Source organism: Streptomyces sp. NBC_00435 (assembly GCF_036014235.1).
Classification (GTDB): Bacteria; Actinomycetota; Actinomycetes; order Streptomycetales; family Streptomycetaceae; genus Streptomyces.
In genome coordinates, this window is sequence record NZ_CP107924.1 from 2,149,925 (window position 1) to 2,173,566 (window position 23,642).

25 protein-coding genes are annotated in these 23,642 nt (G+C 72.2%); 8 read left to right on the forward strand and 17 right to left on the reverse strand.

Going from position 1 to position 23,642, the window contains the following annotated elements; translation table 11 throughout:
- Positions 1 to 114: 114 nt before the first annotated feature.
- Complete coding sequence (locus tag OG389_RS09815; protein WP_328298078.1) at positions 115 to 1,050, forward strand: hypothetical protein; 936 nt, start codon at positions 115 to 117, stop codon at positions 1,048 to 1,050.
- A 104-nt stretch (positions 1,051 to 1,154) separates the two neighbouring features.
- On the opposite strand, the gene OG389_RS09820 is transcribed toward OG389_RS09815, so the two are convergent.
- The 5 genes from OG389_RS09820 to hsaA are packed head-to-tail and all read right to left on the reverse strand — an operon-like array spanning position 1,155 to position 6,325.
- Positions 1,155 to 2,813 (reverse strand): FAD-dependent oxidoreductase, encoded by a 1,659-nt coding sequence (locus OG389_RS09820; protein WP_328298079.1) that lies wholly within the window; start codon positions 2,811 to 2,813, stop codon positions 1,155 to 1,157.
- Complete coding sequence (locus OG389_RS09825) at positions 2,810 to 3,349, reverse strand: flavin reductase family protein (protein ID WP_328298080.1); 540 nt, start codon at positions 3,347 to 3,349, stop codon at positions 2,810 to 2,812. The genes OG389_RS09820 and OG389_RS09825 overlap by 4 nt, the downstream gene beginning before the upstream one ends.
- Positions 3,337 to 4,260, reverse strand: coding sequence for a VOC family protein (locus OG389_RS09830; protein ID WP_328298081.1), 924 nt, complete (start codon positions 4,258 to 4,260; stop codon positions 3,337 to 3,339). Before OG389_RS09830 ends, OG389_RS09825 begins: the two co-directional genes overlap by 13 nt.
- Positions 4,261 to 4,280: 20 nt before the next feature.
- Positions 4,281 to 5,159 (reverse strand): 4,5:9,10-diseco-3-hydroxy-5,9,17-trioxoandrosta-1(10),2-diene-4-oate hydrolase, encoded by an 879-nt coding sequence (gene hsaD, locus OG389_RS09835; RefSeq protein ID WP_328298082.1) that lies wholly within the window; start codon positions 5,157 to 5,159, stop codon positions 4,281 to 4,283.
- Positions 5,156 to 6,325, reverse strand: coding sequence for a 3-hydroxy-9,10-secoandrosta-1,3,5(10)-triene-9,17-dione monooxygenase oxygenase subunit (gene hsaA / locus OG389_RS09840; protein ID WP_328298083.1), 1,170 nt, complete (start codon positions 6,323 to 6,325; stop codon positions 5,156 to 5,158). Before hsaA ends, hsaD begins: the two co-directional genes overlap by 4 nt.
- A gap of 232 nt (positions 6,326 to 6,557) precedes the next feature.
- On the opposite strand from hsaA, the gene OG389_RS09845 reads away from it, so the two are divergent.
- Entirely contained in the window at positions 6,558 to 7,427 is an 870-nt protein-coding gene (locus OG389_RS09845; protein ID WP_328298084.1) for an IclR family transcriptional regulator, read from the forward strand.
- Positions 7,428 to 7,516: 89 nt separating this feature from the next.
- Here OG389_RS09845 and OG389_RS09850 read toward each other — a convergent pair whose 3' ends face one another.
- From OG389_RS09850 to OG389_RS09895, 10 genes are all read right to left on the reverse strand, one after another.
- Entirely contained in the window at positions 7,517 to 8,635 is a 1,119-nt protein-coding gene (locus OG389_RS09850; RefSeq protein ID WP_328298085.1) for a ferredoxin--NADP reductase, read from the reverse strand.
- Positions 8,628 to 8,861, reverse strand: a complete 234-nt coding sequence (locus OG389_RS09855; protein ID WP_328298086.1) for a hypothetical protein — start codon at positions 8,859 to 8,861, stop codon at positions 8,628 to 8,630. The genes OG389_RS09850 and OG389_RS09855 overlap by 8 nt, the downstream gene beginning before the upstream one ends.
- Entirely contained in the window at positions 8,858 to 10,006 is a 1,149-nt protein-coding gene (locus OG389_RS09860) for a Rieske 2Fe-2S domain-containing protein (RefSeq protein WP_328298087.1), read from the reverse strand. Before OG389_RS09860 ends, OG389_RS09855 begins: the two co-directional genes overlap by 4 nt.
- An 83-nt stretch (positions 10,007 to 10,089) precedes the next feature.
- Complete coding sequence (dmpG, locus tag OG389_RS09865) at positions 10,090 to 11,133, reverse strand: 4-hydroxy-2-oxovalerate aldolase (RefSeq protein ID WP_328298088.1); 1,044 nt, start codon at positions 11,131 to 11,133, stop codon at positions 10,090 to 10,092.
- Complete coding sequence (locus tag OG389_RS09870; RefSeq protein WP_328298089.1) at positions 11,130 to 12,056, reverse strand: acetaldehyde dehydrogenase (acetylating); 927 nt, start codon at positions 12,054 to 12,056, stop codon at positions 11,130 to 11,132. The genes dmpG and OG389_RS09870 overlap by 4 nt, the downstream gene beginning before the upstream one ends.
- Positions 12,057 to 12,062: 6 nt before the next feature.
- Positions 12,063 to 12,845, reverse strand: coding sequence for a 2-keto-4-pentenoate hydratase (locus OG389_RS09875; protein WP_328298090.1), 783 nt, complete (start codon positions 12,843 to 12,845; stop codon positions 12,063 to 12,065).
- Positions 12,846 to 12,999: 154 nt separating this feature from the next.
- On the reverse strand, positions 13,000 to 13,257 hold the full coding sequence (locus OG389_RS09880; RefSeq protein WP_328298091.1) for a DUF397 domain-containing protein: 258 nt from the start codon (positions 13,255 to 13,257) through the stop codon (positions 13,000 to 13,002).
- On the reverse strand, positions 13,217 to 14,065 hold the full coding sequence (locus tag OG389_RS09885) for a helix-turn-helix domain-containing protein (RefSeq protein ID WP_328298092.1): 849 nt from the start codon (positions 14,063 to 14,065) through the stop codon (positions 13,217 to 13,219). Before OG389_RS09885 ends, OG389_RS09880 begins: the two co-directional genes overlap by 41 nt.
- Positions 14,066 to 14,167: 102 nt before the next feature.
- Positions 14,168 to 15,076, reverse strand: a complete 909-nt coding sequence (locus OG389_RS09890; protein ID WP_328298093.1) for an SDR family oxidoreductase — start codon at positions 15,074 to 15,076, stop codon at positions 14,168 to 14,170.
- 1 nt (position 15,077) lies between these two features.
- Positions 15,078 to 15,851, reverse strand: coding sequence for an SDR family oxidoreductase (locus tag OG389_RS09895; RefSeq protein WP_328298094.1), 774 nt, complete (start codon positions 15,849 to 15,851; stop codon positions 15,078 to 15,080).
- Positions 15,852 to 15,907: 56 nt separating this feature from the next.
- On the opposite strand from OG389_RS09895, the gene OG389_RS09900 reads away from it, so the two are divergent.
- From OG389_RS09900 to OG389_RS09920, 5 genes are read left to right on the forward strand one after another with little or no spacing between them, the layout of a single operon-like run.
- Positions 15,908 to 16,678: an enoyl-CoA hydratase family protein gene (locus OG389_RS09900; protein ID WP_328298095.1), complete on the forward strand. Its 771-nt coding sequence runs from the start codon at positions 15,908 to 15,910 to the stop codon at positions 16,676 to 16,678.
- Complete coding sequence (locus OG389_RS09905) at positions 16,675 to 17,526, forward strand: CoA transferase subunit A (RefSeq protein WP_328298096.1); 852 nt, start codon at positions 16,675 to 16,677, stop codon at positions 17,524 to 17,526. The genes OG389_RS09900 and OG389_RS09905 overlap by 4 nt, the downstream gene beginning before the upstream one ends.
- The gene (locus OG389_RS09910) at positions 17,523 to 18,278 is read left to right on the forward strand and encodes a CoA-transferase subunit beta (protein WP_328298097.1); all 756 of its coding nucleotides are present in this window, start codon (positions 17,523 to 17,525) and stop codon (positions 18,276 to 18,278) included. The genes OG389_RS09905 and OG389_RS09910 overlap by 4 nt, the downstream gene beginning before the upstream one ends.
- Before the next feature lie 4 nt (positions 18,279 to 18,282).
- Positions 18,283 to 19,398 (forward strand): NAD(P)H-dependent flavin oxidoreductase, encoded by a 1,116-nt coding sequence (locus tag OG389_RS09915; protein WP_328298098.1) that lies wholly within the window; start codon positions 18,283 to 18,285, stop codon positions 19,396 to 19,398.
- 31 nt (positions 19,399 to 19,429) lie between these two features.
- Positions 19,430 to 20,353, forward strand: coding sequence for a tyrosine-protein phosphatase (locus OG389_RS09920; RefSeq protein WP_328298099.1), 924 nt, complete (start codon positions 19,430 to 19,432; stop codon positions 20,351 to 20,353).
- A gap of 77 nt (positions 20,354 to 20,430) precedes the next feature.
- Here the strand turns inward: OG389_RS09920 and OG389_RS09925 are convergent, their stop codons facing one another.
- Both OG389_RS09925 and OG389_RS09930 read right to left on the reverse strand, forming a co-directional pair.
- On the reverse strand, positions 20,431 to 22,134 hold the full coding sequence (locus tag OG389_RS09925) for a DEAD/DEAH box helicase (RefSeq protein WP_328298100.1): 1,704 nt from the start codon (positions 22,132 to 22,134) through the stop codon (positions 20,431 to 20,433).
- 116 nt (positions 22,135 to 22,250) lie between these two features.
- Positions 22,251 to 22,457, reverse strand: a complete 207-nt coding sequence (locus tag OG389_RS09930; RefSeq protein ID WP_328298101.1) for a cold-shock protein — start codon at positions 22,455 to 22,457, stop codon at positions 22,251 to 22,253.
- Positions 22,458 to 22,809: 352 nt separating this feature from the next.
- Here OG389_RS09930 and OG389_RS09935 point away from each other — a divergent pair, with 352 nt between their 5' ends.
- Positions 22,810 to 23,601: a class I SAM-dependent methyltransferase gene (locus tag OG389_RS09935; protein WP_328298102.1), complete on the forward strand. Its 792-nt coding sequence runs from the start codon at positions 22,810 to 22,812 to the stop codon at positions 23,599 to 23,601.
- Positions 23,602 to 23,642 lie beyond the last annotated feature (41 nt).

The following is a 23,642-nucleotide window of genomic DNA, read 5'->3' on the forward strand; positions in this document are numbered from 1 at the left end:
TGCCTGGCGCACTCGAACGACGTCGAATGGTTCGCGTGACGAGTACATGACACACCGCGCGCACGAGCGCCTTCAAGAACGCCTTTTCGGACAACTTCCGGCAGGAGGGACCCCATGACGCAGAACCGTCGCCACAGCAGCCCGGTCCAGCACGGATTTCCTCATGTCGAGACGGTCCGCCGATCCATCACCGCGCTGTTCCGGCGGCTCTCCGGCGACGGGATCCGGACCTACGACACATCCTTCGCCCCCGCCGACGCGACCTTCTCCCCCGTCGAGGACCTGTACCCGGGCGCGCACCGGGTGGCTTCCGCGATGGTCCGGGCGCTGCGGCTGCCCGACGCGCGGATCGTGGTGGCCTTCCGCGCGATGGAGGACGCGGCGGCGGTGGAACTGACCGCCGGCCCGGAGTACTTCGTCGAGGTCAACGACCGCTTCCGCACCCACCGCCGCGACCTGGCGGCCGCCCTCGCCCACGAGGTCACGCACGTCCTGCTGCACCGACTGGAGCTGCGGTTCCCCAACACCGCCGACAACGAGATCCTCACCGACACCGCCGCCGCCTACCTCGGCGCAGGCTGGCTGCTGCTCGATGCCTACCGGGAGGACGAGCTCACCCACCAGAAGCTCGGCTACCTCACCCCGGAGGAGTTCGGCTATGTCCTCGCCAAGCGCGGCCGCTTCCTCGGCGGGGAGGACCTTTCGGCGTGGTTCACCAGCCCGCAGGCCTACGAGGCGTACGTGCGCGGCCGCTCCCTGGCCGATCAGGACCTGCGCCGGGCCCCACTGGCGGCCGCGGGCCGGCCGGAGCGGCGACGGTACACCCGGGACCGCGGGCACGCCCCGGGTCGCCGGCACGCCCCGGACCGGCCGGCGGCCCCGCCGGCCCCCGGGCAGGGGGCGGCGTACCGCTTCGAGGAGCACGGTGACGGGCTGCGGGTGAGCTTCGGGTGCCCGGTGTGCGAACAGCGGCTGCGGCTGCCGGCCGGGCACGGGCCGCTGCGGGCCCGCTGCGGACTGTGCCGCACGGTGCTGGACTGCGACACCTGAGCGGCGCCGGGGGCCCGCACTCGCCGCAGCCCCCGCGGCCACCGCCACAGCCGTCCCCGCCGCCGGAACACGCCCTCCGCGTCCCGTCCCGGGCTCCCCGGCCCTCAGCCGCCCAGCGATTCGGCGATCGCGTTGACGGCCGCCCAGCTGAAGGCCATCGCGGGGCCGATCGTCGCGCCCGGCCCGGGGTAGGTCTCCCCCATGACCGCCGCCGAGCAGTTGCCCGACGCGTAGAGCCCCCGGATGGGCGAGGAGTCCTCGCGGAGCACCCGGCCGTCGGTGTCGGTGACCAGGCCGCCCTTGGTGCCGATGTCCCCCGGCTGGACGGGGACCGCGTAGAAGGGGCCCTTCTCGATCGGCGCCAGGTTCGGGTTGGGCAGCGTCGGGTCGCCGTAGTAGCGGTCGTAGACGCTTTCGCCCCGCCCGAAGTCCTTGTCGGCCCCCGCCTCGGCGAAGGAGTTGAAGCGGCTGATCGCGGCGGGCAGGCCGGGGGCGCAGATCCGGCGGGCCAGCTCCTCCACGGTGTCCGCCTTCTTCAGGAAGCCGCTCTCCAGCCACTTCCTGGGGAAGGGCTGTCCGGGGAAGAGTCCGGCGAAGATGTACCGGGCCTTGGAGCGGGCGTCCAGGATCAGCCAGGACGGCACGGTCGTCGCCCCGGGCCGGTCGGCGGCGTACATCCGGTCCACGAACGCGTGGTAGGGCAGGGCCTCGTTGGCGTACCGCTCCCCCGCCCCGTTGACGATGACCATGCCCGGGATGCCCCGGTCGGCGACGAGGAAGAAGGGCTTCTCCCCCGGCGGGCACACCGACGGCGCTCCCCACACCCGGTCCAGCAGGTCGGCGGCGGCCCCCAGTTCCCCGCCGAGCTTCAGGGCGTCGCCGGTCTGGCCCTCCGAGGCGTGGGTCCACGCCGTGGAGGTGGGCGCCGGCAGGTGCTTCTCGCGCAGGGTCTGATCGTGCGAGAACCCGCCCGAGGCCAGCACCACTCCGCCCCGCGCCGCCACGGTCACCTCACGGCCGGCGCGCAGGACCCGTACGCCCGTCACCCGCCCGGCCGGGTCGGTGACCAGGCCGGTGAGCGGCGCCGACAGCCACAGTTCGCCGCCGAGCCGGTCCAGGGAGAGCCTCATGCGGGCGATGAGCGCCTCGCCGAGGGAGAGCGGTTTGCGGCCGGTGGCCAGCGCCTTGACGGCGCGCAGGCCGACCTTGACGCAGGTCCGCCTGCCCGCCCAGGTCCGGCTGACCATGTTCAGGAAGCGGAAGTCGTAGGAGGTCATCGTCAGCCCGTAGGTGGGCAGTCCGGCCCGGCGCATGGAGGCGCCGAGTTCTCCGAGGCGCTTGAAGTCGACGATGCACGGCTCGACGGAGCGGCCCTGTGCCATGCCGCCCTGGGCCTCGGGGAAGTAGTCCGAATACCCGGGGGTGTACATGAAGCGGATCTCGGTGCGGTCGTGGAACTCCTTGACCATGCGCGGCCCGTGGCCGAGGTACGCGTCCTTGCGCGCGCCCGGGACCCGGTCGCCGACGGTGGCGTCGAGGTAGGCGCGGGCCTTCTCGCGGGTGTCGGCGAGACCGGCGCGGTCGAGGTGGAAGTTGCCGGGGACCCAGATCGCACCGCCGGACAGGGCGGTGGAGCCGCCGTACTTGTCGGTCTTCTCGACGACGAGGACGCTCAGGCCCCGCAGCCGGGCGGTGACGGCGGCGGCGAATCCGGCGGCGCCGGAGCCGACGACCACCACGTCGTAGGCGTGCTCAGTTGTCATCCGAAGGCTCCCGTGGCGTAGTCGCTGCGGTAGTACAGCAGGGGCGATCCGCCGTCGCGGGCGGTCAGTTCGAGGACCCGGGCGGTGACGAGGTAGTGGTCGCCCGCCTCGTGGACGGCTTCGAGGGCGCAGTCGACGGTGGCGAGGGCGCCCCTCACGCGGACGGCGCCGTGGGCGGAGGGTTCCCAGTCGACGTCCGCGAACTTGTCCTCGCCGCGCCTGCCGAGGGCTTCGCACACGGTGCGCTGTTCCTCGGCGAGGATGCTGACGCCGAAGTGTCCGGCGGAGCGGACCTTGGGCCAGCTGGATGAGCCTTTGCCCACGCAGAGGAGGACCAGCGGCGGGTCGAGGGAGAGTGGGACGAAGGACTGGCAGGCCAGCCCGGTGGGGCGGCCGTCACCCCCGAGGGCCGCGACGACGGTGATGCCGGAGGCGAAGGCGCCGAGCACCTCGCGGAAGGCGGCGGGGTCGACCACCGCGGAAGGGTCGACCACCACGGCGGGAGTCTGCGCGGCGGGCCCGGTCAGCCGTTCCACTGGTGGCCCCAGAAGCTGTCCGAGGTGATCTCCTTCGCGGTCCAGGTCGCGGGGTCGACGAGCAGGCCGTCCCAGCCGTACTCGACCTGGAAGCCGCCGGGGGCCTGGGCGTAGAAGGAGACCATGTGGTCGTTGGAGTGCCGGCCGAGGGTGGAGGCGATGGGGATGCCCGCCTTGTTCATCCGGTCCAGGCAGTAGCCGACGTCGTCGAGGGTCTCCAGTTCGACCATGAAGTGGACGATGCCGGGCGGCAGTGCGCCCGGGTAGAGCCCGAGGCTGTGGTGGCGCCGGTTGGGGCTGAGGAAGTGCATCCAGTAGAAGTCCTGGCCGGGCGTGCCGGTGGGGACCGCGACGGGGGGCAGCCGCATCGAGTCGCGCAGCTGGAAGCCGAGGAGGTTCTCGTAGAAGTCGAGGGTGGCCCGGGTGTCGGCGGCGGGCAGGACGACGTGGCCCAGGCCGAGGTTCGCGTCAGGTCCGTGGGGTCCATGGGGTCCGCCGGTGACGAACCGGTTGCCGTACGGGGTTCCGAGCGGGGTGTGGTCCTGGGCCTGGCCCCAGTAGATCTCCAGGGGGTTGCCGCTGGGGTCCTCGCAGTGGATGAGGCCCTGGACCCGCCGGTCGGCGAGGGTCTCGGCGTCGCCTTGCTCAACGGGGTGTCCGGCGCTCTCCAGTTCGGCGGCGGCGTCCTCCAGGGCGCGGGCGTTCGCCACCTCGAAGCCGGCGGCGAGCAGCCGGTCCTGGGTGCCGGCGAGGAACTGGAAGCGGTGGGTGCGGTCGTCGATGCGGATGTTCAGGCGGGTGTCCGTGGTGCCTTCGGCTTCGGCCATGCCGAGGATGTCGAGGACGTAGGTGCGCCAGGCGGCGAGGTCGGCGGTCTCGATGCGGAGGTAGCCGAGTGCGCGGATGTCCATGGGTGAACTCCTCGGTGGGTTCAGTGGAGGAAGAAGTCGGTGGCGAGGCGGTTGAACTCGTCGGCGGCCTCGGTCTGTGCCCAGTGCCCGCAGTGCGGGAACACGTGCAGCCGGGCGTCGGGGATGGTCTTCAGCGCGAGGAAGGCGCCGTCGACGGGGTTGACGCGGTCCTCGCGGCCCCAGGTCAGCAGGACGGGGCGGCTGATGCGGTGGGCTTCGCGCCAGAGCATGGTCTCCTCGGGCCACTTGGCGAAGGAGGCGCCCATGCGGGTGTTGCCGAGTCTGGCCTCGGGGTCGGTGGCCTGGGCGTACCGCTCCTCGACGAGGGCGTCGGTGACGATCGCCGGGTCGTGGGCGAGGGTGGTGAGGAAGGTCCGCATCTGTTCGCGGGTGGGCTCGGGGGCGAGGCTGAACTCGTAGAGCCGCTTGATGCCTTCGGTGGGGTCGGCGGAGAAGAGGTTGAGGGAGATGCCGCCCGGGCCCATCAGCAGGAGCTTGTCCACTCGGTCGGGGTGGTCCAGGACCAGCCGGGTGGCGGTGCCGCCGCCGAGGGAGTTCCCGATGAGGTTCGCGCGCTCGATGCCGAGTTCGTCCATGAGGGCGAGGACGGCGTTCGCGGCGAAGCTGAAGTAGTCGCGATCGGGTTCGGGTTTGTCGGAGCGGCCGTAGCAGGGCTGGTCGATCAGCAGGGTGCGGAAGCGGGCGGCGAAGTGGGGCAGGTTGCCGCCGAAGTTGGACCAGCCGGAGGCTCCGGGCCCACCGCCGTGCAGCATGATCACGACCGGGCCGTCCGGGGGGCCGGCCTCGTGGTAGTGCAGGGTCAGCGCGCCGGCCCGGGCGGTGCGGGAGGTGTTCTCGTACGTGATGGCCCGCGCGCTCACGGCCTCGTGCGCGCTCACAGCATCGTGTCCTGGATGTCGAGGCCGAGGGCGCCCTGCCCGAAGAGGACGAGGGCCCGTTCCGGGTCGTTGGCGGCGTGGCCGCGGCCGGTGTGGACGTCGCGCCAGGCCCGCTGGACGGCGTTCGTTCCGGTGCGCATGGCGCTGCCGCCCGCGTTCTCCATGAGGAGGTCGACCGCGGCCACGCAGCGTTCGGTGGCGAGGACCTGGTCGCGGCGGACCCGGGTGCGCAGCGGCACGGGCAGTTCACCGCCGCGTCCGGCGAGGGCGTAGAGCTCGCCGATGTTGCGCCGGAGCTGGAGCCAGGAGGCGTCGATGTCGCTGGCGGCGCGGGCGATGCGGACCTGGGCGAAGGGGTCTTCGGCGACCTGCTGGCCGTAGGAGACGCGGAAGCGTTCGCGGGTCGCGGTGACGTAGTCCTCGTAGGCGCCTTCGGCGATGCCGACGATCGGGGTGGAGATGGTGGTGGTGAAGACGGAGGCGTAGGGGAGCCGGTAGAGCGGCTCGGGGTTGATCCGGTGGCCGGGTACCTGGAGGGCGGTGACGGGGCCGAAGCTGAGGGCGCGGTGCTCGGGGACGAACACGTCCTCGACGTGGATGTCGTTGGATCCGGAGCCGCGCAGGCCGACGGTGTCCCAGACCTCGTCGACGCGGTACTGGGAGCGCGGGATCAGGAAGGTCCGCATGTCGACGGGGCGGCCCTCGGCGTCGGTGACCAGTCCGCCGAGCAGCGCCCAGTCGGCGTGGTCGCAGCCGGAGGAGAAGTGCCAGCGGCCGCTGACGGTGAAGCCTCCGTCGACGGGGACGATCCTGCCGGTGGGCGCGTAGGAGGAGCAGATCCGCGTGTCGGGATCCTGGCCCCAGACCTCTTCCTGGGCGCGGGGGTCGAACAGGGCGACGTGCCAGGGGTGGACGCCGAGGACGGAGGCGACCCAGCCGGTGGAGCCGCAGGCCCTGGCGATGTCCTTGACGGCGTCGTAGAACAGGGCCGGGTCGGCCGCGCGGCCGCCGTACGCCCTGGGCTGGAGCAGCCGGAAGAAGCCGGTGGCGGCCAGTTCCTTGATGCTCGCCCCGGGTACCTTGCGCTGCGCCTCCGCCTCGGCACTGCGCTCGCGCAGGGCGGGGGCGAGTGCGCGGACTGCTTCGAGGACGTCTTCGTCGCTCATCGGTGTCCCTTTCTCGGGGTCGTCGGCTTCGAGGTGCGGTGAACGTACGCCGGGCGGTCCGGGCGTGGAACGGGCCGTTCCCGGTGAGTGGGAAGCCGGGTCGGGGGCCGCTCCGGACCAGGGAAACGACTACTCGAAGTATTACTGAATGAAATACACCTCTCCGAGTGCTTCCCTCCGGCCGGGAGTGCGTGGCAGGGTCGCCCCAACGCCTCACGCAGGGGGTTTTCTCGTGCTTGACCAGGTCACGGAGACCGAGCTCGCACCGCTGTCGCTGCTGGAGAAGGCCGCGCAGGTGTTGGGCGCCTTCGAGGGTCCGCAGCCGCGACTGTCGCTCACCGAGGTCGTGCGCCGCTCCGGAATCCCGCGCTCCTCCGCCCACCGGATCCTCGACCAGCTGGTGCGGTTGCGCTGGCTGGACCGGGAGGGCCGGGACTACCGCATGGGCATGCGCATGCTGGAGCTGGGCGCGCTCGCCTCCCACCACAACCGGCTGCGCCGGGCCGCGCTGCCACTGCTGCACGCGCTGCACGAGCGGACGGGCCGGGTGGCGCACCTGTCGGTGCTCGACGGGGCCGAGGTGGTGTGCCTGGAGCGCATCGGCGGTTCGGAGACCACCGCGGTGCCCTCGCGGGTCGGCGGCCGGATGCCGGCGTACTGCACGGCCGCGGGCAAGGCGATCCTCGCGTTCAGCGATCCGGCCGCGGTGGAACACGTCCTCGCGCAGGGGCTGCGGCCGCGTACCGCCCGCACGCTGGTCCGGCCGCTCGCACTGCGGTCGGAGCTGGCGGCGGTCCGCGAGCGCGGCGTGGCCTACGACCGGGAGGAGAGCTTCCGGGGCATCTCCTGCGTGGCCGCTCCGCTGCGCGGCGCCGGGCGGGCCGTGGCCGCCGTGTCGGTGTCCTCCTGCCGCGGGGACCGGGAACCGGCCCGGCTGGCCCCGGCGGTACTGGCCTGCGCGCGGGCGGTGTGGCGGGAGCTGTACGGGCCCGGCCGGCCGGGGCGGGCGGCGACCGCGCCGGCCCGGGACCTGGAGCCGGCCGTCTCCGCGCGGGCGATGGACAACATGATGGGCTGGCTGCGGTTCAGCGAGTGGATGTAGTGGGTAGTCCTATCCCCACGCACGAGTGAACGAGTCCGGGCCCGACCCCTCGCCAGGGGGCCGGGCCCGGACTCGTTTCCGCTACCGGTTCAGCTCTCGTAGGTGAGGCGGATCCGGTCGGCCAGCGGCAGGGCCTGGCAGGCCAGCACGTAGCCGCCGGCCAGGTCCTCGCGGTCCAGGACCTCGTTGCGGACCATCTCGACCTCGCCCTCCACCACCCGGCAGCAGCAGGCGCTGCAGGCGCCCTCGCGGCAGGAGTACGGGGCGGGGACACCCGCGGCGAGCAGGGCGTCGAGGAGCGGGGTCCCGGCCGGCCAGGCCACGGTGTGCACGGCTCCGTCGAACTCCACCTCGGCGGTCGCGCCTCCGGGGGCCGGGACCGACGCGGGGGCCAGAGTCCCGGCCGCGACCGGCCGCGCGAAGACGTCCCCGCTCAGCGAGAAGTACCGCTCACGGTGGACCGCCCGGCCCTGCCCGCCCGCGGAGCGAACCGCGGCCTCCGCCGCGTCCATCAGCGGAGCGGGACCGCACAGGTAGGTTTCGCGGCTCGCGTACGGGGCCACGAGCGGGCCCAGTCGCGGGGCGGTCGGCAGTCCCTGGAGGGTCTCCAGCCAGTGGACGACGGTGAACCGTCCGGGGTGCTCCTCGGCGAGCCCCCACAGCTCGTCGCGGAAGATCACCGAGTCGGGGTCGCGGTTGGCGTACACCAGCGCCACGTGGCCCCGACCGGCCGCGAGGGCCGATCCGGCGATGGAGAGCACCGGGGTGATCCCACTGCCGCCCGCCACCAGCAGGAAGTCCCGGTCCAGGTCGGGCGGGGTGAAGGTGCCGGCCGGCGGCAGGACCTCCAGCTCGTCGCCGACGCCGACGTCCTGACAGAGCCAGCTGGAGCCCGCGCCGCCGGGGACCCGTTTGACGGTGATGCGCAGCGGGTCGCCGGTGTGCGGGGAGCCGGCCAGGGAGTAGCAGCGGGCCGCGCCCCCCGCCCCGCTCGACGGGGGAAGCCGGAGGGTGAGGAACTGCCCCGGGCGGTACGGGAGTTCCGCGTCAAGTACGAGGGAGACCGCCTCGGGGGTCTCCTGGATCCGCTCCGTGACGCGGACCAGCAGCCTGCCGGTGGCTCCGCCCGGGGCGGCTGCCGGGGCCGGGCTCCGGACCTCCGCCGCACGGGCCGGCGTACGTCCTTCGGTGTCGGCGGTGTCAGACATCGGCCGGCACCTCCAGGCGGCCCTCCAGGACGGCCGCCGCGATGCTCGTGCCCAGGGCCGCGCAGGAGCGGACGCGGGCGCTCGGCCGGCCCGCCCGGACCTCGGCGGCGATGCGGGGGCACGTGGTGGCGGCGTCCCCGGTCCACTGGACCTGGGTGTGGGCGGGGCTGAACTTCTCGCACAGCACGCGTGCGCCGCACTCCCCGCACACCACGGGGGTGTTCACGGGGTACCGGCCGCGCGGCGGGCGAGGTTCTCGGCGACCTCGGCCTTCCAGGCGGCGGTGGCGCGGGCGGTGTCGATCTCGAACTCGAAGCGGCGCACCATCTCGTCCCTGACGTCGGCGGCGTCCACGTAGAACTGCTCGTACCAGCGGCGGAGCTGGTAGACGGGGCCGTCCTCCTCGGTGAGGAGGGGGTTGTCGATGCGGGTCTTGTTCTTCCAGATCTCCACGTCCTGCTCGAAGCCGACGGCCAGGCCCTCGGAGGTGAGGCGGGCGGCTTCGGCGGCCTGTTCGTCACTCATGCCGGGGAGCTTCCTGACGATGGTCCCGTACATGAGCACGAAGCTGTTCCCGTCGATCGGGTAGTGGCAGTTGATGAGGACGGATTCGAGCTCGACGCCGCCGCCGACATCGCTCCACAGCTTGTCGATCATGTACGAGGGGCCGTGGTACGAGGCGTCGGAGCGCAGGCCGCCGCCGGTGGAGAGGGTGCCGAGGTCCACGTCACCGCGTGGGGTCGACTCCATGTACTGGGTGGCGACGTGGCCGTCGAAGACGTTCTTGAAGTAGTGCGGGAAGGCGTAGTGCACGTAGTAGAAGTGCGCCATGTCGACGACGTTGTCGACGATCTCGCGGCAGTTGGAGTTCTCGACGCGCAGGGAGTTCCAGCTCCAGTCGCTCCACTCGGGGTCGCCGACGCCCTCGATGACGGGGATCGTGACCCCGGGCGGCGGCGGGTTGCCCTCCGGGTCGTGCCAGACGTAGAGCTGGCCGTTGCGTTCCAGGGAGGTCCAGGCGCGGGTCCTGGCGCGGGGCGGTACGCGGCGGGCGTAGGGGATGGCGGCGCAGCGGCCGTCGCCGGACCAGCGCCAGTCGTGGAAGGGGCAGGCGACGGCGTCGCCCTTGACGGTGCCGTGGGCGAGGTTGCCGCCCATGTGGGGGCAGTAGGCGTTCAGGACGGCGAGCGTTCCGCCGCTCTCGCCCTGGAAGACGACGAGTCTGGTGCCGAAGGCCTCGACCTCGTGGGGGTTTCCGTCCCGGAAGGTGGCGGCGAGTCCCAGGCAGTGCCAGCCTCGGGCGTACCTGGCAGGGACGGCGGCGGCCTCGATGACGCGGGGTTCTTCGTCGACTGCGGTCGATTCGGCCATGGGATGGCCCTCCACTTCGTTGTGGTTCGGTTCGCGGCTGGGTGGACCGCCGTCTCCCGGGGCTCCGCCCCGGACCCCGCGCCTCAAACGCCGGCGGGGCTGGATCTGGCCAGCTCGACGGCGATGTCGATGAGCTGGTCCTCCTGGCCGCCGACGAGGCGGCGCTCGCCCGCGCGCAGCAGGATCTGGGCGCCGGAGACCCCGTAGCGCTCGGCCTGGCGGTAGGCGTGCTTGAGGAAGCTGGAGTAGACCCCGGCGTGGCCCATGAGCAGGGCCATGCGGTCGAGCGTGCACTCCTCGTCCATGACGGGGCGGACCACGTCCTCGGCCGCGTCGATGATCTTCAGGACGTCGATGCCGGTGCGGATGCCCATCTTGAGGCAGACGGCGGCCAACGCCTCGACGGGCGTGTTCCCGGCGCCCGCGCCGAGGCGGCGTGTGGAGCCGTCGATCTGGAGGGCGCCGGCCCGCACGGCGGCGACCGAATTGCCCACGCCCAGGCCGAGGTTCTCGTGCCCGTGGAAGCCGACCTGGGCATCGGCGCCGAGCTCGGCGACCAGCGCCGCGACCCGGTCGGTGACGTCGTCCATCACCATCGCGCCGGCGGAGTCGACGACGTACACGCACTGGCAGCCGGCGTCCGCCATGATCCGGGCCTGGCGGGCGAGGATCTCGGGGGTGGTGGAGTGGGCCATCATCAGGAACCCGACGGTCTCCAGGCCCATCTCGCGGGCGAGCCCGAAGTGCTGGACGGAGATGTCGGCCTCCGTGCAGTGGGTGGCGATCCGGCAGATCTGCCCGCCGTTGCCGTGGGCGGCGCGGATGTCGTCCTTCACACCGAGCCCGGGCAGCATCAGGAAGGCGATCTTCGCGTTCCGGGCCGTATCGGAGGCGATCTTGATGAGCTCCTGCTCGGGGGTCTTCGAGAAGCCGTAGTTGAAGGAGGACCCGCCGAGTCCGTCGCCGTGCGTGACTTCGATGACGGGGACGCCGGCGGCGTCGAGGGCGAAGACGATCGACCGTACGTCCTCGCCCGTGAACTGGTGGCGCTTGGCGTGCGAGCCGTCGCGCAGCGAGGAGTCGGTGACGCGGATGTCGAGGGTGTCGGAGTAGGTGTACGTGTTCACGCGGTGAGCCCCTTCGCGAACTCCTCGCCGACCTTGGTGGCGGCGGCGGTCATGATGTCGAGGTTTCCGGCGTAGGGCGGCAGGTAGTCGCCGGCGCCCTCCACCTCCAGGAAGATCGCGACCCGGGCCGTGCCGCCGTTCAGCGGGGAGGGGTCGTCGAACTGCGGCTCGGTGCGCAGCCGGTAGCCGGGTACGTACGTGGCCACGTCCTCGGCGACCCGCTTGACGGAAGCGGCGACGGCCTCGCGGTCGGCGTCGGCCGGGATCGCGCAGTAGACGGTGTCGCGCATGATGACCGGGCCCGCGGCGCCAGCCGCTGATCTCTCCGTGGCGGGGTTGAGGATGATGATGGCCTTGCCGCGGGCGGCGCCGCCGATCTCCTCGATGCCGCGGGCGGTGGTGCGGGTGAACTCGTCGATGTTGGCGCGGGTGCCGGGGCCGGCCGAGACGGAGGCCACCGAGGCGACGATCTCGGCGTAGGCGACGGGGACCACGCGCGAGACGGCGTGGACCATGGGGATGGTGGCCTGACCGCCGCAGGTGATCATGTTGACGTTGGCCCGGTCGAGGTGGGCGGTGAGGTTCGCGGACGGCACCACGCCGGGTCCGACGGCGGCCGGGGTCAGGTCGATGGCCTTGATGCCGAGTTCGGCGTAGCGCGGGGCGTTGGAGCGGTGCACGTAGGCGGAGGTGGCCTCGAAGACCAGGTCCGGCAGCTCGTCCTGGGCCAGCAGCCAGTCGACGCCCTCGTGGGAGGCGTCGAGTCCGGCGCGGCTGGCGCGCGCGAGGCCCTCGCTGCCGGGGTCCACGCCGATCATCCAGCGGGGTTCGATGTGGGGGGAGCGCAGGAGCTTGTAGAGCAGGTCGGTTCCGATGTTCCCGGAGCCGACGATGGCGGCGGTCGCTTTCCTGGTGTTCGTCATGGCACCTCAGATGAAGGAGAGGGAGACCGGGCCGAGCCCGGTGAAGTCGGCGGTGTAGGTCCGCCCGGCGGCCACGTCCACGGCGCGGGTGCAGGACCCGGGCAGGATCAGGTGGCCCTTGCGCAGCTCGACCCCGAACCGGGCGACGGTCCGCGCCAGCCAGGCCACGGAGGCGGCGGGATCACCGAGCACGGCGTCGCTGCGGCCGCTCGCCAGGGTGTCGGATCCACTGGTCAGGGTGGCTTCGATCGCCTTCAGGTCGAGCCCGCGCGGGTCGCGTCCCTCCCCGATGACGTATCCGGCGGAGGAGGCGTTGTCGGCGATGGTGTCGGCGATGGTGATCCGCCAGTCGGCGATCCGGCTGTCGATGAGCTCCAGGGCCGGGACGACCCGCTCGGTCGCGGCCAGCACGTCGGCGACGGTGCAGCCCTCGCCGGTCAGGTCGGCGCCGAGGACGAAGCCGACCTCGACCTCGACGCGGGGCGCGCAGTACGCGGCGGCGGGGACCGGGGTGTCCTCGCGCAGCTCCATGGAGGCCAGCAGGTGCCCGTAGTCGGGTTCGTCGACGCCCATCATGGCCTGCATGACGGGGGAGGACAGCCCGACCTTGTGGCCGCTGATCCGGTCGCCGTCGGCGAGACGGTCGCGGATGGCGAGGAGCTGGATCTCGTACGCGTCCTGCACGTCGATGCCCGCGTGGAGCTCGGTCAGCGGCCGTACGGGCGCCCGCCGCAGCTCTGCCGTGCGCAGCAGGTCAGCGGCTTCGCGCCGGCGCCGGTCGTCGAGCATGGGGGTCCTCCCGGCTGCGGTGGTGTGTGGTGCGGCAGACGGTAGGCGGGGGCCGGGCGCGGGCGGGAGGGCGTGTTCCCGCTGAGCGGGAACGAGTGCGGGCCGGGACCTTTTTCAGGTCCCGGCCCGCGGGTGGTGCTGTGCGGCTTTGGGGTTAGAGGGCCCCGACGAAGGCGGCGAAGGCGGCGTGGCCGACGGTGAAGGCCGGGCCGTCGGGGTTCTTGGAGTCCCGCACGGCGACGAGGCAGGGCTGGGCCGAGACCTCTACGCAGTCACCGCCGTTGGAGCCGCTGTACGAAGCCTTGCGCCAGGCGGCGCCGAGCGGAGCGCACTCGACACACTCGCCGCCGGTGCCTCCGCTGTAGCTGGACTTACGCCACGACGCGCCTGTCAGGTTCTTGATGGTCCCCATAACGTTCCTCCCGTACGCGGGCGATCAGCGCCGCAGACTGCTCCACGGACAGGGCCGCGGCCTGCAGGTGATCGTAACGGTGCGCACAGTCCCTGACCGTTTCCGGATTGGCCGTCACGTTGGCCAAGCCATAACTCTCGGCGTAGACGACGTCCGGATCCCGTTCGAACCGTAGGACGGTGAATGACCCCACTGTTGCCGGGTGTTGCCCGGCAGTGAATGGGAGCACCTGGATTCGCACCTCACGTCGGTCCCCGAACTCCAACAAGTGAAGGAGCTGGCTCCGCATGACCTCGCGACTCCCGAACGGCCGGTGCAACACCCCTTCGTCCAGTACAACCCACACCAGGGGTGGGCGCTCCCTCCTCAGAATTCGCTGGCGCTCCATCCTTGCGGCCACCGCCTCATCAAGCTTGTCCGACCACCCCGCCTGGAGCACCGCCCGCGCGTACTCTTCCGTCTGCAACAACCCGTACACCAACTGCGCCTGGAAGCTGGAGATGTAGGTCGCCTTCGCCTCCATCTCAGCGAACGCCTGGAACCACGTCGGCAACTGACTCCGCAGCACAAGCCCCACCAACCGGGAGAACACCCCGCCAGTCCCGAGCGCCGCGTCCACCCGCTCGGAGAACTCCCGGGTCGGCACCTTCCGTGCCGTCTCGATCTGCCCGATCAGCGACGCCGCGCAGAAGATGATGTCGCCCAGCTGCCCCTGTTTCAGTCCGGCGGCTTCCCGCAAGCGGCGCAGCTCGGAGCCGTAGTAGTCCAGCGGAGACGCACTGGGATCGAGATCGCGGATGTTGACCACGGCGGCCACCCCCAAGTTCGCGCCCTGCGGCGTCCGTTCAGGTCCGTAGCCGAGCGTAACCAGGCCACCGCCCACCGGTGACCTGAATCACGCAACTCCCCCTCAACGGGCCCCGTACACCGGCTGCGGCCGCTCCGACTCCGCGAGGAGCTTCGCCGCCGCCTCCCCTGCCTCCGACGGAGTCCACCGCGCCCCCCGGTCCGCCGTCGGGCCCGGCCGCCAGCCCTCCATCACCGTGATCCGGCCGCCTTCCGCCTCGAAGACCCGGCCCGTGACCCCGGCCGAGGCGTCCGAGCCCAGCCACACCACCAGCGGGGACACGTTCTCCGGGGCCATGGCGTCGAAGGCCCCGGCATCCGGGGCGGCCATGGTGTCCGCGAAGGTCTGCTCCGTCATCCGGGTCCGCGCCGCCGGGGCGATCGCGTTGACCTGGACCCCGTACCGCCCCATCTCCGCCGCCGAGACCAGGGTCAGCCCCAGGATCCCGGCCTTGGCCGCGCTGTAGTTGCCCTGCCCGACCGAGCCCAGCAGCCCGGCCCCCGAGGAGGTGTTGACCACCCGGGCGGCCACTTGGCGGCCCTCCTTCGCCTCCGCCCGCCAGTACGCGGCCGCGTGCTTGAGCGGCAGGAAGTGCCCCTTCAGGTGGACCCGCATCACCGCGTCCCAGTCGTCCTCGTCCAGGTTCACCAGCATCCGGTCGCGCAGGAACCCCGCGTTGTTGACCAGGGTGTCCAGCCGTCCGAAGGCCGAGACCGCCGTCTCGACCAGCGAGGCGGCCCCCTCGGTCGTCGCGATGTCCCCGCCGTGTGCCACCGCCTCCCCGCCCGCCGCCCGGATCTCGGCCACCACGAGCGCCGCCGGGCTCTCCGGCCCCGGCAGCCCGTCCAGGCCGACCCCGAGGTCGTTGACCACGATCCGCGCCCCCTCCTGGGCGAAGGCCAGCGCGTGGGCCCGGCCCAGCCCCCGCCCGGCGCCCGTCACGATGACCACACGGCCTTCGGCAAGTCCCATGTCAGCTCTCCTTCTTCGGATTGTTCGCGGTTGCCGCGTCCAGGAACGCCGGCCGTTCGCCGCCGCCGTGCACGAGCAGGCTCGCCCCGCTCACGTACGCCGCCCGGTCCGAGGCCAGGAAGACCGCCGCGTCGCCCACGTCGGAGGGTTCGGCCAGCCGCCCCAGCGGGACGGTCGCGCCGACCGCCGCGACACCGGCCTGGTCCCCGTAGTGCAGGTGCGAGAGCTCGGTCCGCACCATGCCCAGGACCAGCGAGTTGACCCGTACCTCGGGGGCCCATTCCACGGCCATGGAGCGGGCCAGGTTCTCCAGCCCCGCCTTCGCCGCCCCGTAGGCCGCCGTACCCGGCGAGGGGCGGGTCCCGCTGACGCTGCCGATCATCACGACGGAGCCCCGGGCCTCCCGCAGCCAGGGGTACGCGGCGACCGAGGCGGTCATCGGGGCGATCAGGTTGAGTTCGACGACCCGCGCGTGGCGCTGCGCCTCGCCCTCCCCCAGCAGCCGGTACGGGGTTCCGCCCGCGTTGTTGACCAGGCAGTCGAGCCGCCCGTAGCGCTTGGCGACCGATTCGAAGAAGTCCTGTACGGCGGCCGGATCGCGCAGGTCGACGGCGGTGAACGACGCCGCGCGGCCCTCGGCCGCCACCGGTTCCTCCGGTGGCCTGCGCGCGCAGACGAGGACCTCGGCCCCCGCCGCGAGGAACGCTCTCGTGATCCCGGCGCCGACTCCCCGGGTTCCGCCGGTGACGACGGCAACCCTCCCGTTGAGCTCCATCGGCTGCTACCTTCCTCACCTAACAAATGTTTGGTGGAAAGGTAGCTGATCCGCTCATGGGTGTCTCCACCTCAAGCCCCGACAAGGGCATCGCACTCGTCACAGTCGACTTCCCGCCCGTCAACGCACTGCCCGTGCAGGGCTGGTACGACCTGGCCGACGCCCTGCGCGCGGCCGGCCGCGACCCGGAGGTCCGGTGCGTGGTCCTTGCCGCCGAGGGCCGCGGCTTCAACGCAGGCGTCGACATCAAGGAGATGCAGCGCGACACCGGCCACGCCTCGCTCATCGGCGCCAACCGGGGCTGCTACGAGGCCTTCGCCGCCGTGTACGAGTGCGAGGTGCCGGTCGTGGCCGCCGTGAACGGCTTCTGCCTGGGCGGCGGGATCGGGCTGGTCGGCAACGCCGACGCCATCGTCGCCTCCGACGACGCGACCTTCGGACTGCCGGAGCTGGACCGGGGCGCCCTCGGGGCCGCCACCCACCTGGCCCGGCTCGTCCCGCAGCACCTGATGCGCACGCTGTACTACACCTCGCGCACCGCGACCGCCGCCGAACTGCACGCGCACGGCTCGGTGTGGAAGGTGGTCCCGCGCGCGGAACTGCGGGCGGCCGCCCTGGAACTGGCCGTCGAGATCGCGAAGAAGGACGGCTACCTCATCCGGCTGGCCAAGGCCGCCATCAACGGCATCGACCCCGTGGACGTGCGCCGCAGCTACCGCTTCGAGCAGGGCTTCACCTTCGAGGCCAACCTCAGCGGCGTCGCCGACCGGGTCCGCGACACCTTCGGAAGCAGCGCGAAGAGCGACGCGAAGGCGGAATCGGCATGACCGACAAGAGCATGACCCCCGACGAGGTGGTCGGCCGGCTCAGCAGCGGGATGACCCTCGGCATCGGCGGCTGGGGTTCACGGCGCAAGCCCATGGCCCTGGTCCGGGCACTGCTCCGCTCCGGGGTCACCGATCTCACCGTGATCTCCTACGGCGGCCCCGACGTCGGCCTGCTCGCCGCCGCCGGACGGATCCGCAGGCTCGTCACCCCCTTCGTCACCCTCGACTCCATCCCCCTGGAGCCCCACTACCGGGCCGCCCGCGAGAGCGGCGCCTTCGCCCTCACCGAGCTCGACGAGGCGATGTTCATGTGGGGCCTGCACGCCGCCGCCAACCGGCTGCCCTTCCTCCCGGTCCGCGCCGGCCTCGGCTCCGACGTCATGCGCGTCAACCCCGAGCTGCGCACCGTCACCTCTCCGTACGCCGACGGCGAGGAGTTCGTGGCGGTCCCCGCCCTGCGCATGGACGCGGCCCTGGTCCACCTGAACCGCGCCGACCGGCTCGGCAACGCCCAGTACCTGGGCCCGGACCCGTACTTCGACGACCTCTTCTGCGAGGCCGCCGACACCGCCTACGTCTCCTGCGAGGCGGTCGTCGAGACCGCCGAGCTCTCCAAGGCCGGGCCCCCCCAGTCCCTCCTCGTCAGCCGCCACTCGGTGACCGGGGTCGTGGAGACCCCGAACGGCGCGCACTTCACCTCCTGCGCCCCCGACTACGAACGCGACGAGGCCTTCCAGAAGCTGTACGCGACCACCCCCTGGCCGGAGTTCGCCGAGCGCTTCCTCTCCGGCGGGAGCGAGCACGCCTACCAGTCCGCCGTCCAGGCCTGGCACGAGGAGCAGCAGTGAGCAGCACGGCCACCAACGCCTCCACCTCCACCGTCACCCGCGCCGAGTACTGCGTGATCGCCTGTGCCGAGGCGTGGCGGGACAACGGCGAGGTGCTGGCCAGCCCGATGGGGCTGGTGCCCTCCTTCGGGGCCCGGCTGGCGAAGCGGACCTTCTCGCCCGACCTGCTGCTGACCGACGGCGAAGCCATGCTGGTCGGTCTCGACGGCACGGCCGAAGGCTGGCTCCCGTACCGCCGTCACCTGACGATGGTCACCGGTGGCCGCCGGCACGTGATGATGGGCGCCAGCCAGATCGACCGGTACGGCAACCAGAACATCTCCTGCATCGGCGACTGGCAGCAGCCCACCCGCCAGCTCCTGGGGGTGCGCGGAGCTCCGGTGAACACCCTGAACAACCCGGTGAGTTACTGGATCCCCAAGCATTCGACCCGGGTGTTCGTCGAGCGCGTCGACATGGTCAGCGGGGTGGGCTACGACCGCGCCGGGGCGGCCGGGGTGACCCGCTTCCACCGGCTCCCCCGGGTGGTCAGCGATCTCGGCGTCTTCGACTTCGGCGGCCCGGACCACAGCATGCGCCTCGCCTCCCTGCACCCCGGGGTCACGGTGGAGCAGGTCCGGGCGGCCACCGGCTTCGACCTCGCCGTCGAGGGCGAGGTCCCGTACACGCGGGAGCCGTCCCCTCAGGAGCTGCGGCTGATCCGCGAGGTCGTCGACCCCAGAGGGCTGCGCGACCGGGAAGTGCGGGTCTGAGCCGATGGAGACGGCATTCACCAAGCTGGTCGGAGTCGAGCATCCGATCGTGCAGACGGGCATGGGCTGGGTGGCGGGCCCGCGCCTGGTGTCGGCGGCGGCCAACGCGGGTGCGCTCGGCATCCTGGCCTCGGCGACGATGACGACGGACCAGCTGCGGGCGGCGGTCCACGAGGTCAAGTCCCGTACGGATGCCCCGTTCGGGGTCAATCTGCGCGCGGACGCCGGGGACGCCGCCGACCGGGCCCAGCTGATCATCGACGAGGGCGTCCGGGTGGCCTCCTTCGCGCTCGCCCCGTCCAGGGAGCTGATCGCGAGGCTCAAGGACGCGGGGGTCGTCGTGATCCCCTCCATCGGGGCCCGCCGGCACGCCGAGAAGGTCGCGGCGTGGGGTGCGGACGCGGTGATCGTGCAGGGCGGCGAGGGCGGCGGACACACCGGTGACGTGGCCACGACCGTACTGCTGCCGCAGGTGGTCGACGCGGTCGGCATCCCGGTGATCGCGGCCGGCGGGTTCAGCGACGGCCGCGGTCTGGTCGCGGCCCTGGCCTACGGGGCCGCGGGCATCGCGATGGGCACCCGGTTCCTGCTGACCTCCGACTCCACCGTCCCCGACGCGGTGAAGGCCGAGTACCTGAAGGCGACCGTCAAGGACGTCACCGTCACGACGGCCGTGGACGGGCTGCCGCACCGGATGCTCCGCAGCGAGCTCGTGGCCTCCCTGGAACGGGCGGGCCGTACGAAGGCCCTGGCCAAGGCGGTGCGGCACGCGGCCGGCTTCAAGAAGCTGTCGGGCCTGTCCTGGGCGGAGATGATCCGGGACGGCCTCGCGATGAAACACGGCAAGGACCTGTCCTGGAGCCAGGTACTGCTCGCCGCCAACACCCCCATGCTCCTCAAGGCGTCCATGGTCGAGGGCCGTACGGACCTCGGCGTCATGGCATCCGGCCAGGTCGCCGGCGTGATCGAGGACCTTCCGTCGTGCGCGGAGCTCGTCACGCGCGTCATGGCCGAGGCGCACACCGTGCTGGAACGTCTGCACGGCCTGGGCTCCCCCCACTCCGACCCGGCCCGCCTCATCCCCCCGCACCCGCTCGGCACCCTGCCACCACCAGGGTGATTCCCCTTCTCCGTTACAGGAGTTGCCCCAGATGAGCCGTGCCCGAATCCGCCTGGCGACCGCGGTGCTCGCCTCCGCCCTCGCCATCGGGACTCTGCCCGCCGTCGCGCACGCGGCGCCTGCGAACAGTGCCACCGTCTCGCGCCACCACCAGCAGGCGCAGCCGATCCGCCAGATCCCCCTCCAGGGCGCGGTGAACGTCCGTGACCTCGGCGGGTACCGCACCTGGACGGGCGGCCAGGTCCGTCAGGGACTGGTCTACCGCTCCGACGCGCTGTCCAAGCTGACCGCGGCGGACATCACCTCCGTCTCCGGTCTCGGCCTCACGAAGGTCGTCGACTTCCGCATCCCGATGGAGGTCCAGTACGACGGCGCCGACAAGCTGCCCGCGGGCCTGGCCTCCACCGCCCGCCCGATCAGCGACCTCGGCCTGTACGGGACCCTGGTCGGCGCCATAGCCAGCGGTGATCCCGTGAAGCAGGAGCAGATGCTCGGCGGCGGCCGCGCCGAGGCGTACATGCGCGACATCTACAGGACGTTCGTGACCAACCCCGAGAGCCGGGCGCAGTTCGCGGCCACCCTCCGCGAGATCGCCGACGGCAAGCAGGACCCGGTGCTCTACCACTGCACTTCGGGCAAGGACCGGACGGGCTGGATGAGCTACGTCCTGCTGCGCGCCCTGGCCGTCCCACAGGACACCGCCGAGGGCGACTACCTGGCCTCGAACACTTTCCGCGGGGCGTACGACGCCCAGGTGCGGGCGGGGCTCAAGCAGTCCGGCCGGATGCAGAACCCCGATCTGCTGATCCCGCTCCAGGAGGTCCGCCAGGACTACCTGGACTCGGCGACCGCGCAGATCGAGGCCGACTACGGCAGCTTCTACGGCTACCTCACCGAGGGCCTCGGGCTGGACCTGCGAACCCTGGCGAAGCTCCAGGTCAAGATGGTCCGGTAAGGGTCCGGACGCACGAAGACGCCGGGCGGCGCGTGGATCGCGCCGCCCGGCGTCGTGTGCTCGCTCGTGCTCCTGGATCAGGCGGAGCGGCGACGCCCCTGGCCGCCGCCACCGACACGGCTGCGGGCCGAAGCCGCGGCCGCGCCGCCGGAGGGAGCGCCACCGGTACGACGGCCGCGCTCGCCGGAGCCGGCCGCGGCCGAACCCTGGCCGCCCTGGCCACGGCGGGCCTGGCCGGACCCGGAGGCCGCGGCCTGACCGGAGGCGCCGGAGCCACCGCCGGAACGACGGCCGCGGCCGCCACCGGCGGCCGGAGCGGAGCCCGTGCCGGCGGAGCCGGTACGCGGACCGCCGCCCGAACGGCGACGGGCGCCACCGCCGGAGCCGCCGCCGGCCTGGCCGGCGGAACGCTGGCGCGGCGGGGTGGCCTGCGGGACGTCCAGCACGACCGGGATGCCCGAGGGCTCCTTGGCGCCGGTGATCCGGGTCAGCTCCTCGTCGGAGGACTTGATCTGCGCGATGCGCGGGGAGATCCCGGCGTCCGACATCAGGCGGGTCATGTCGCGCTTCTGGTCGGGCAGGACCAGGGTGACTACGCTGCCGGACTCGCCGGCGCGGGCGGTACGGCCACCGCGGTGCAGGTAGTCCTTGTGGTCGACCGGCGGGTCCACGTTGACGACGAGGTCGAGGTCGTCGATGTGGATGCCGCGGGCGGCCACGTTGGTGGCGACCAGCGCGGTGACCTCGCCCGTCTTGAACCAGTCGAGGGTCCGGTTGCGCTGCGGCTGCGAGCGGCCGCCGTGCAGGCCGGAGGCTCGGACGCCGTCGGCGAGGAGCTTCTTGACCATGCGGTCGACCCCGCGCTTGGTGTCGACGAACATGATCACCCGGCCGTCGCGAGCGGCTATACGCGTGGCCACGGCCTTCTTGTCGGTCTCGTCCATGACGTACAGGACGTGGTGCTCCATCGTGCTGACCGCACCGGCGGACGGGTCGACGGAGAAGGCGACCGGGTCGTGCAGGAACATCTTGACGAGCTTGTCGATGTTCTTGTCGAGGGTCGCCGAGAAGAGCATGGTCTGGCCCTCGGGCTGGACCTGCTTGAGCAGGGCGGTGACCTGCGGCATGAAGCCCATGTCGGTCATCTGGTCGGCCTCGTCGAGGACCGTGATGGAGACCTGGGAGAGGTCGGCGTCACCGCGGTCGATGAGGTCCTTCAGACGGCCGGGGGTGGCGACGAGCACCTCGGAGCCGCGGCGCAGGGCGCCGGACTGCCGGTTGATCGACATGCCGCCGACGACGGTCGCGATGCGCAGGTTGACGGCCGTGGCGTACGGGGCCAGGGCGTCGGTGACCTGCTGCGCGAGCTCACGGGTCGGTACGAGGACCAGCGCGAGCGGCTGCTTCGGCTGCGCGCGGCGGCCGGCGGTACGGGCCAGCAGCGCCAGGCCGAAGGCCAGCGTCTTGCCGGATCCGGTGCGGCCGCGGCCGAGCAGGTCACGGCCGACGAGCGAGTTCGGGATCGTCGCGGCCTGGATCGGGAACGGCTCGGTGACGCCCTGGGCGGCGAGGGTCTTCAGCAGCGCCTCGGGCATGTCCATGTCCCCGAAGGCTTCCACCGGCGGCAGGGCCGGGGTCAGCGGTTCGGGCATGGTGAATTCTTGGGGCCTGGCTACGGGGGCGGACTTCTGCCGTCCCGCGCCAGCCTTCGGACGTCCCTGGGCCGCACCTCGACCCCGGGTGGGGCGGCGGCTGGGTCGTGCGGAGCTGGAGCTGGTCATGCGAGAAAGCCCTCCTGAAACCGGCAGGTACTGCGTACAACTGCTGCAAACGAGTCGAAACAGCAGACAAGCCGGGGCCCGCACCTCACGGTGCGGACCCCGGCGAGCTGAAATGCTTAGTTGGCGGGGAGGATGTTCTCCGCCTGGGGGCCCTTCTGGCCCTGGGTGACGTCGAAGGACACGCGCTGGCCCTCGTTGAGCTCACGGAAGCCCTGGGTGGCGATGTTCGAGTAGTGGGCGAACACGTCCGGGCCGCCACCGTCCTGCTCGATGAAGCCGAAGCCCTTTTCCGAGTTAAACCACTTCACGGTGCCAAGTGCCATTGTTAAATCTCCTGAATAGGCGGCAAAGGGCCCCATCCGGAGATTCCGGCAAAACAATAAAAGCGCCTGTCGGAGCAATCCCGTCAGGCGCACATAAAGTTCATGGGTACCACAACTGCAACGAGCTCTAAGCTAGCACACGCCGGTCAGGGAGTGTCGCCGAGGGCATGTGACCTCCGTCCCGGGTGCCTCCGGCACGGAGTCTCCCGCCCACCTCCGCCAGGGCCCCGCGGGGCCCCGCGGAGCCCCGGGACGCCCATCCCGCCCGAGTCGAGGACGAGACCGGCGAGGTGCGGGCAGACGGGAAAGATGGGGTCTGGTCCGCGCGCGCGTGATCGAAAACAATGGGCCCATGACGACGACTCCCCGCTCCCGGGCCCGGTCCTTCGACACCGCCGCCGCCCTCTACGCGGCATACCGGCCCGGCTATCCCGAGGCGCTGTACGACGCGGTGGAGGAACTGGCCGGGCGCCGGTTCGCGGGGGCCCGGGTGGCTGACGTGGGAGCGGGGACCGGGATCGGGACGGCGCCGATGCACGCCCGCGGGGCCGAGGTCGTGGCCGTCGAGCCCGGGGACGGGATGGCCGCCGAGTTCCGGGTCCGCAACCCCGGGATCCCGATCGTGCGCGGGGACGGGGACCGGCTGCCGCTGGCCGGAGCCCGCTTCGACTTCCTGACCTACGCCCAGGCCTGGCACTGGACCGACCCGGCGCGGGCCGTTCCCGAGGCCCGCCGGGTGCTCAAGCCCGGCGGCGCGCTCGCGATCTGGTGGAACGACCTGGACGAGTCGGCGGGCTGGGTCACGGAGCAGGGCGAGCGGATCCGCGCCTTCTTCGAGGCCGGCGGCCCGGGCGGCGGCGTCGGCGGGGCCGGTGCGGTCGGCGGGGCCGGCCCCGACACCGGTTTCCGTACCCTCCCGCGCGGCCTCGACTCCGGTTTCACCACCCGGACCGTCTCCTGGTCCCGGCGGATCCCGCTCGAATCGCACCTGGCGAACCTGGCCAGCCACTCCGCGTTCCTGCTCCTGGGCGAGGCCGGCACCCGGGAGTTCCTCGACGCCGAACGGGCCCGGCTGGATCCGGTCTTTCCGGACGGAGTGGTGGAAGAGCCCTACGTGGTCACCCTCAGCGTGGCCGTCATCTGAGACACCCCCGTGTGGAATGGACTCCTCCTGCCCGGCCGCAG

What these genes read in the sequence shown, in the direction of transcription:
- OG389_RS09870 (WP_328298089.1), bottom strand. Translation starts at nt 12,056, where the DNA reads ATGACGAACACCAGGAAAGCGACCGCCGCCATCGTCGGCTCCGGGAAC.
- OG389_RS09850 (WP_328298085.1), bottom strand. Translation starts at nt 8,635, where the DNA reads ATGTCTGACACCGCCGACACCGAAGGACGTACGCCGGCCCGTGCGGCG.
- OG389_RS09820 (WP_328298079.1), bottom strand. Translation starts at nt 2,813, where the DNA reads ATGACAACTGAGCACGCCTACGACGTGGTGGTCGTCGGCTCCGGCGCC.
- OG389_RS09815 (WP_328298078.1), top strand. Translation starts at nt 115, where the DNA reads ATGACGCAGAACCGTCGCCACAGCAGCCCGGTCCAGCACGGATTTCCT.
- OG389_RS09920 (WP_328298099.1), top strand. Translation starts at nt 19,430, where the DNA reads ATGAGCCGTGCCCGAATCCGCCTGGCGACCGCGGTGCTCGCCTCCGCC.
- OG389_RS09915 (WP_328298098.1), top strand. Translation starts at nt 18,283, where the DNA reads ATGGAGACGGCATTCACCAAGCTGGTCGGAGTCGAGCATCCGATCGTG.
- OG389_RS09900 (WP_328298095.1), top strand. Translation starts at nt 15,908, where the DNA reads ATGGGTGTCTCCACCTCAAGCCCCGACAAGGGCATCGCACTCGTCACA.
- OG389_RS09880 (WP_328298091.1), bottom strand. Translation starts at nt 13,257, where the DNA reads ATGGGGACCATCAAGAACCTGACAGGCGCGTCGTGGCGTAAGTCCAGC.
- OG389_RS09860 (WP_328298087.1), bottom strand. Translation starts at nt 10,006, where the DNA reads ATGGCCGAATCGACCGCAGTCGACGAAGAACCCCGCGTCATCGAGGCC.
- OG389_RS09890 (WP_328298093.1), bottom strand. Translation starts at nt 15,076, where the DNA reads ATGGGACTTGCCGAAGGCCGTGTGGTCATCGTGACGGGCGCCGGGCGG.
- hsaA (WP_328298083.1), bottom strand. Translation starts at nt 6,325, where the DNA reads ATGAGCGACGAAGACGTCCTCGAAGCAGTCCGCGCACTCGCCCCCGCC.
- OG389_RS09925 (WP_328298100.1), bottom strand. Translation starts at nt 22,134, where the DNA reads ATGACCAGCTCCAGCTCCGCACGACCCAGCCGCCGCCCCACCCGGGGT.
- OG389_RS09830 (WP_328298081.1), bottom strand. Translation starts at nt 4,260, where the DNA reads ATGGACATCCGCGCACTCGGCTACCTCCGCATCGAGACCGCCGACCTC.
- OG389_RS09905 (WP_328298096.1), top strand. Translation starts at nt 16,675, where the DNA reads ATGACCGACAAGAGCATGACCCCCGACGAGGTGGTCGGCCGGCTCAGC.
- OG389_RS09895 (WP_328298094.1), bottom strand. Translation starts at nt 15,851, where the DNA reads ATGGAGCTCAACGGGAGGGTTGCCGTCGTCACCGGCGGAACCCGGGGA.
- OG389_RS09875 (WP_328298090.1), bottom strand. Translation starts at nt 12,845, where the DNA reads ATGCTCGACGACCGGCGCCGGCGCGAAGCCGCTGACCTGCTGCGCACG.
- OG389_RS09930 (WP_328298101.1), bottom strand. Translation starts at nt 22,457, where the DNA reads ATGGCACTTGGCACCGTGAAGTGGTTTAACTCGGAAAAGGGCTTCGGC.
- OG389_RS09935 (WP_328298102.1), top strand. Translation starts at nt 22,810, where the DNA reads ATGACGACGACTCCCCGCTCCCGGGCCCGGTCCTTCGACACCGCCGCC.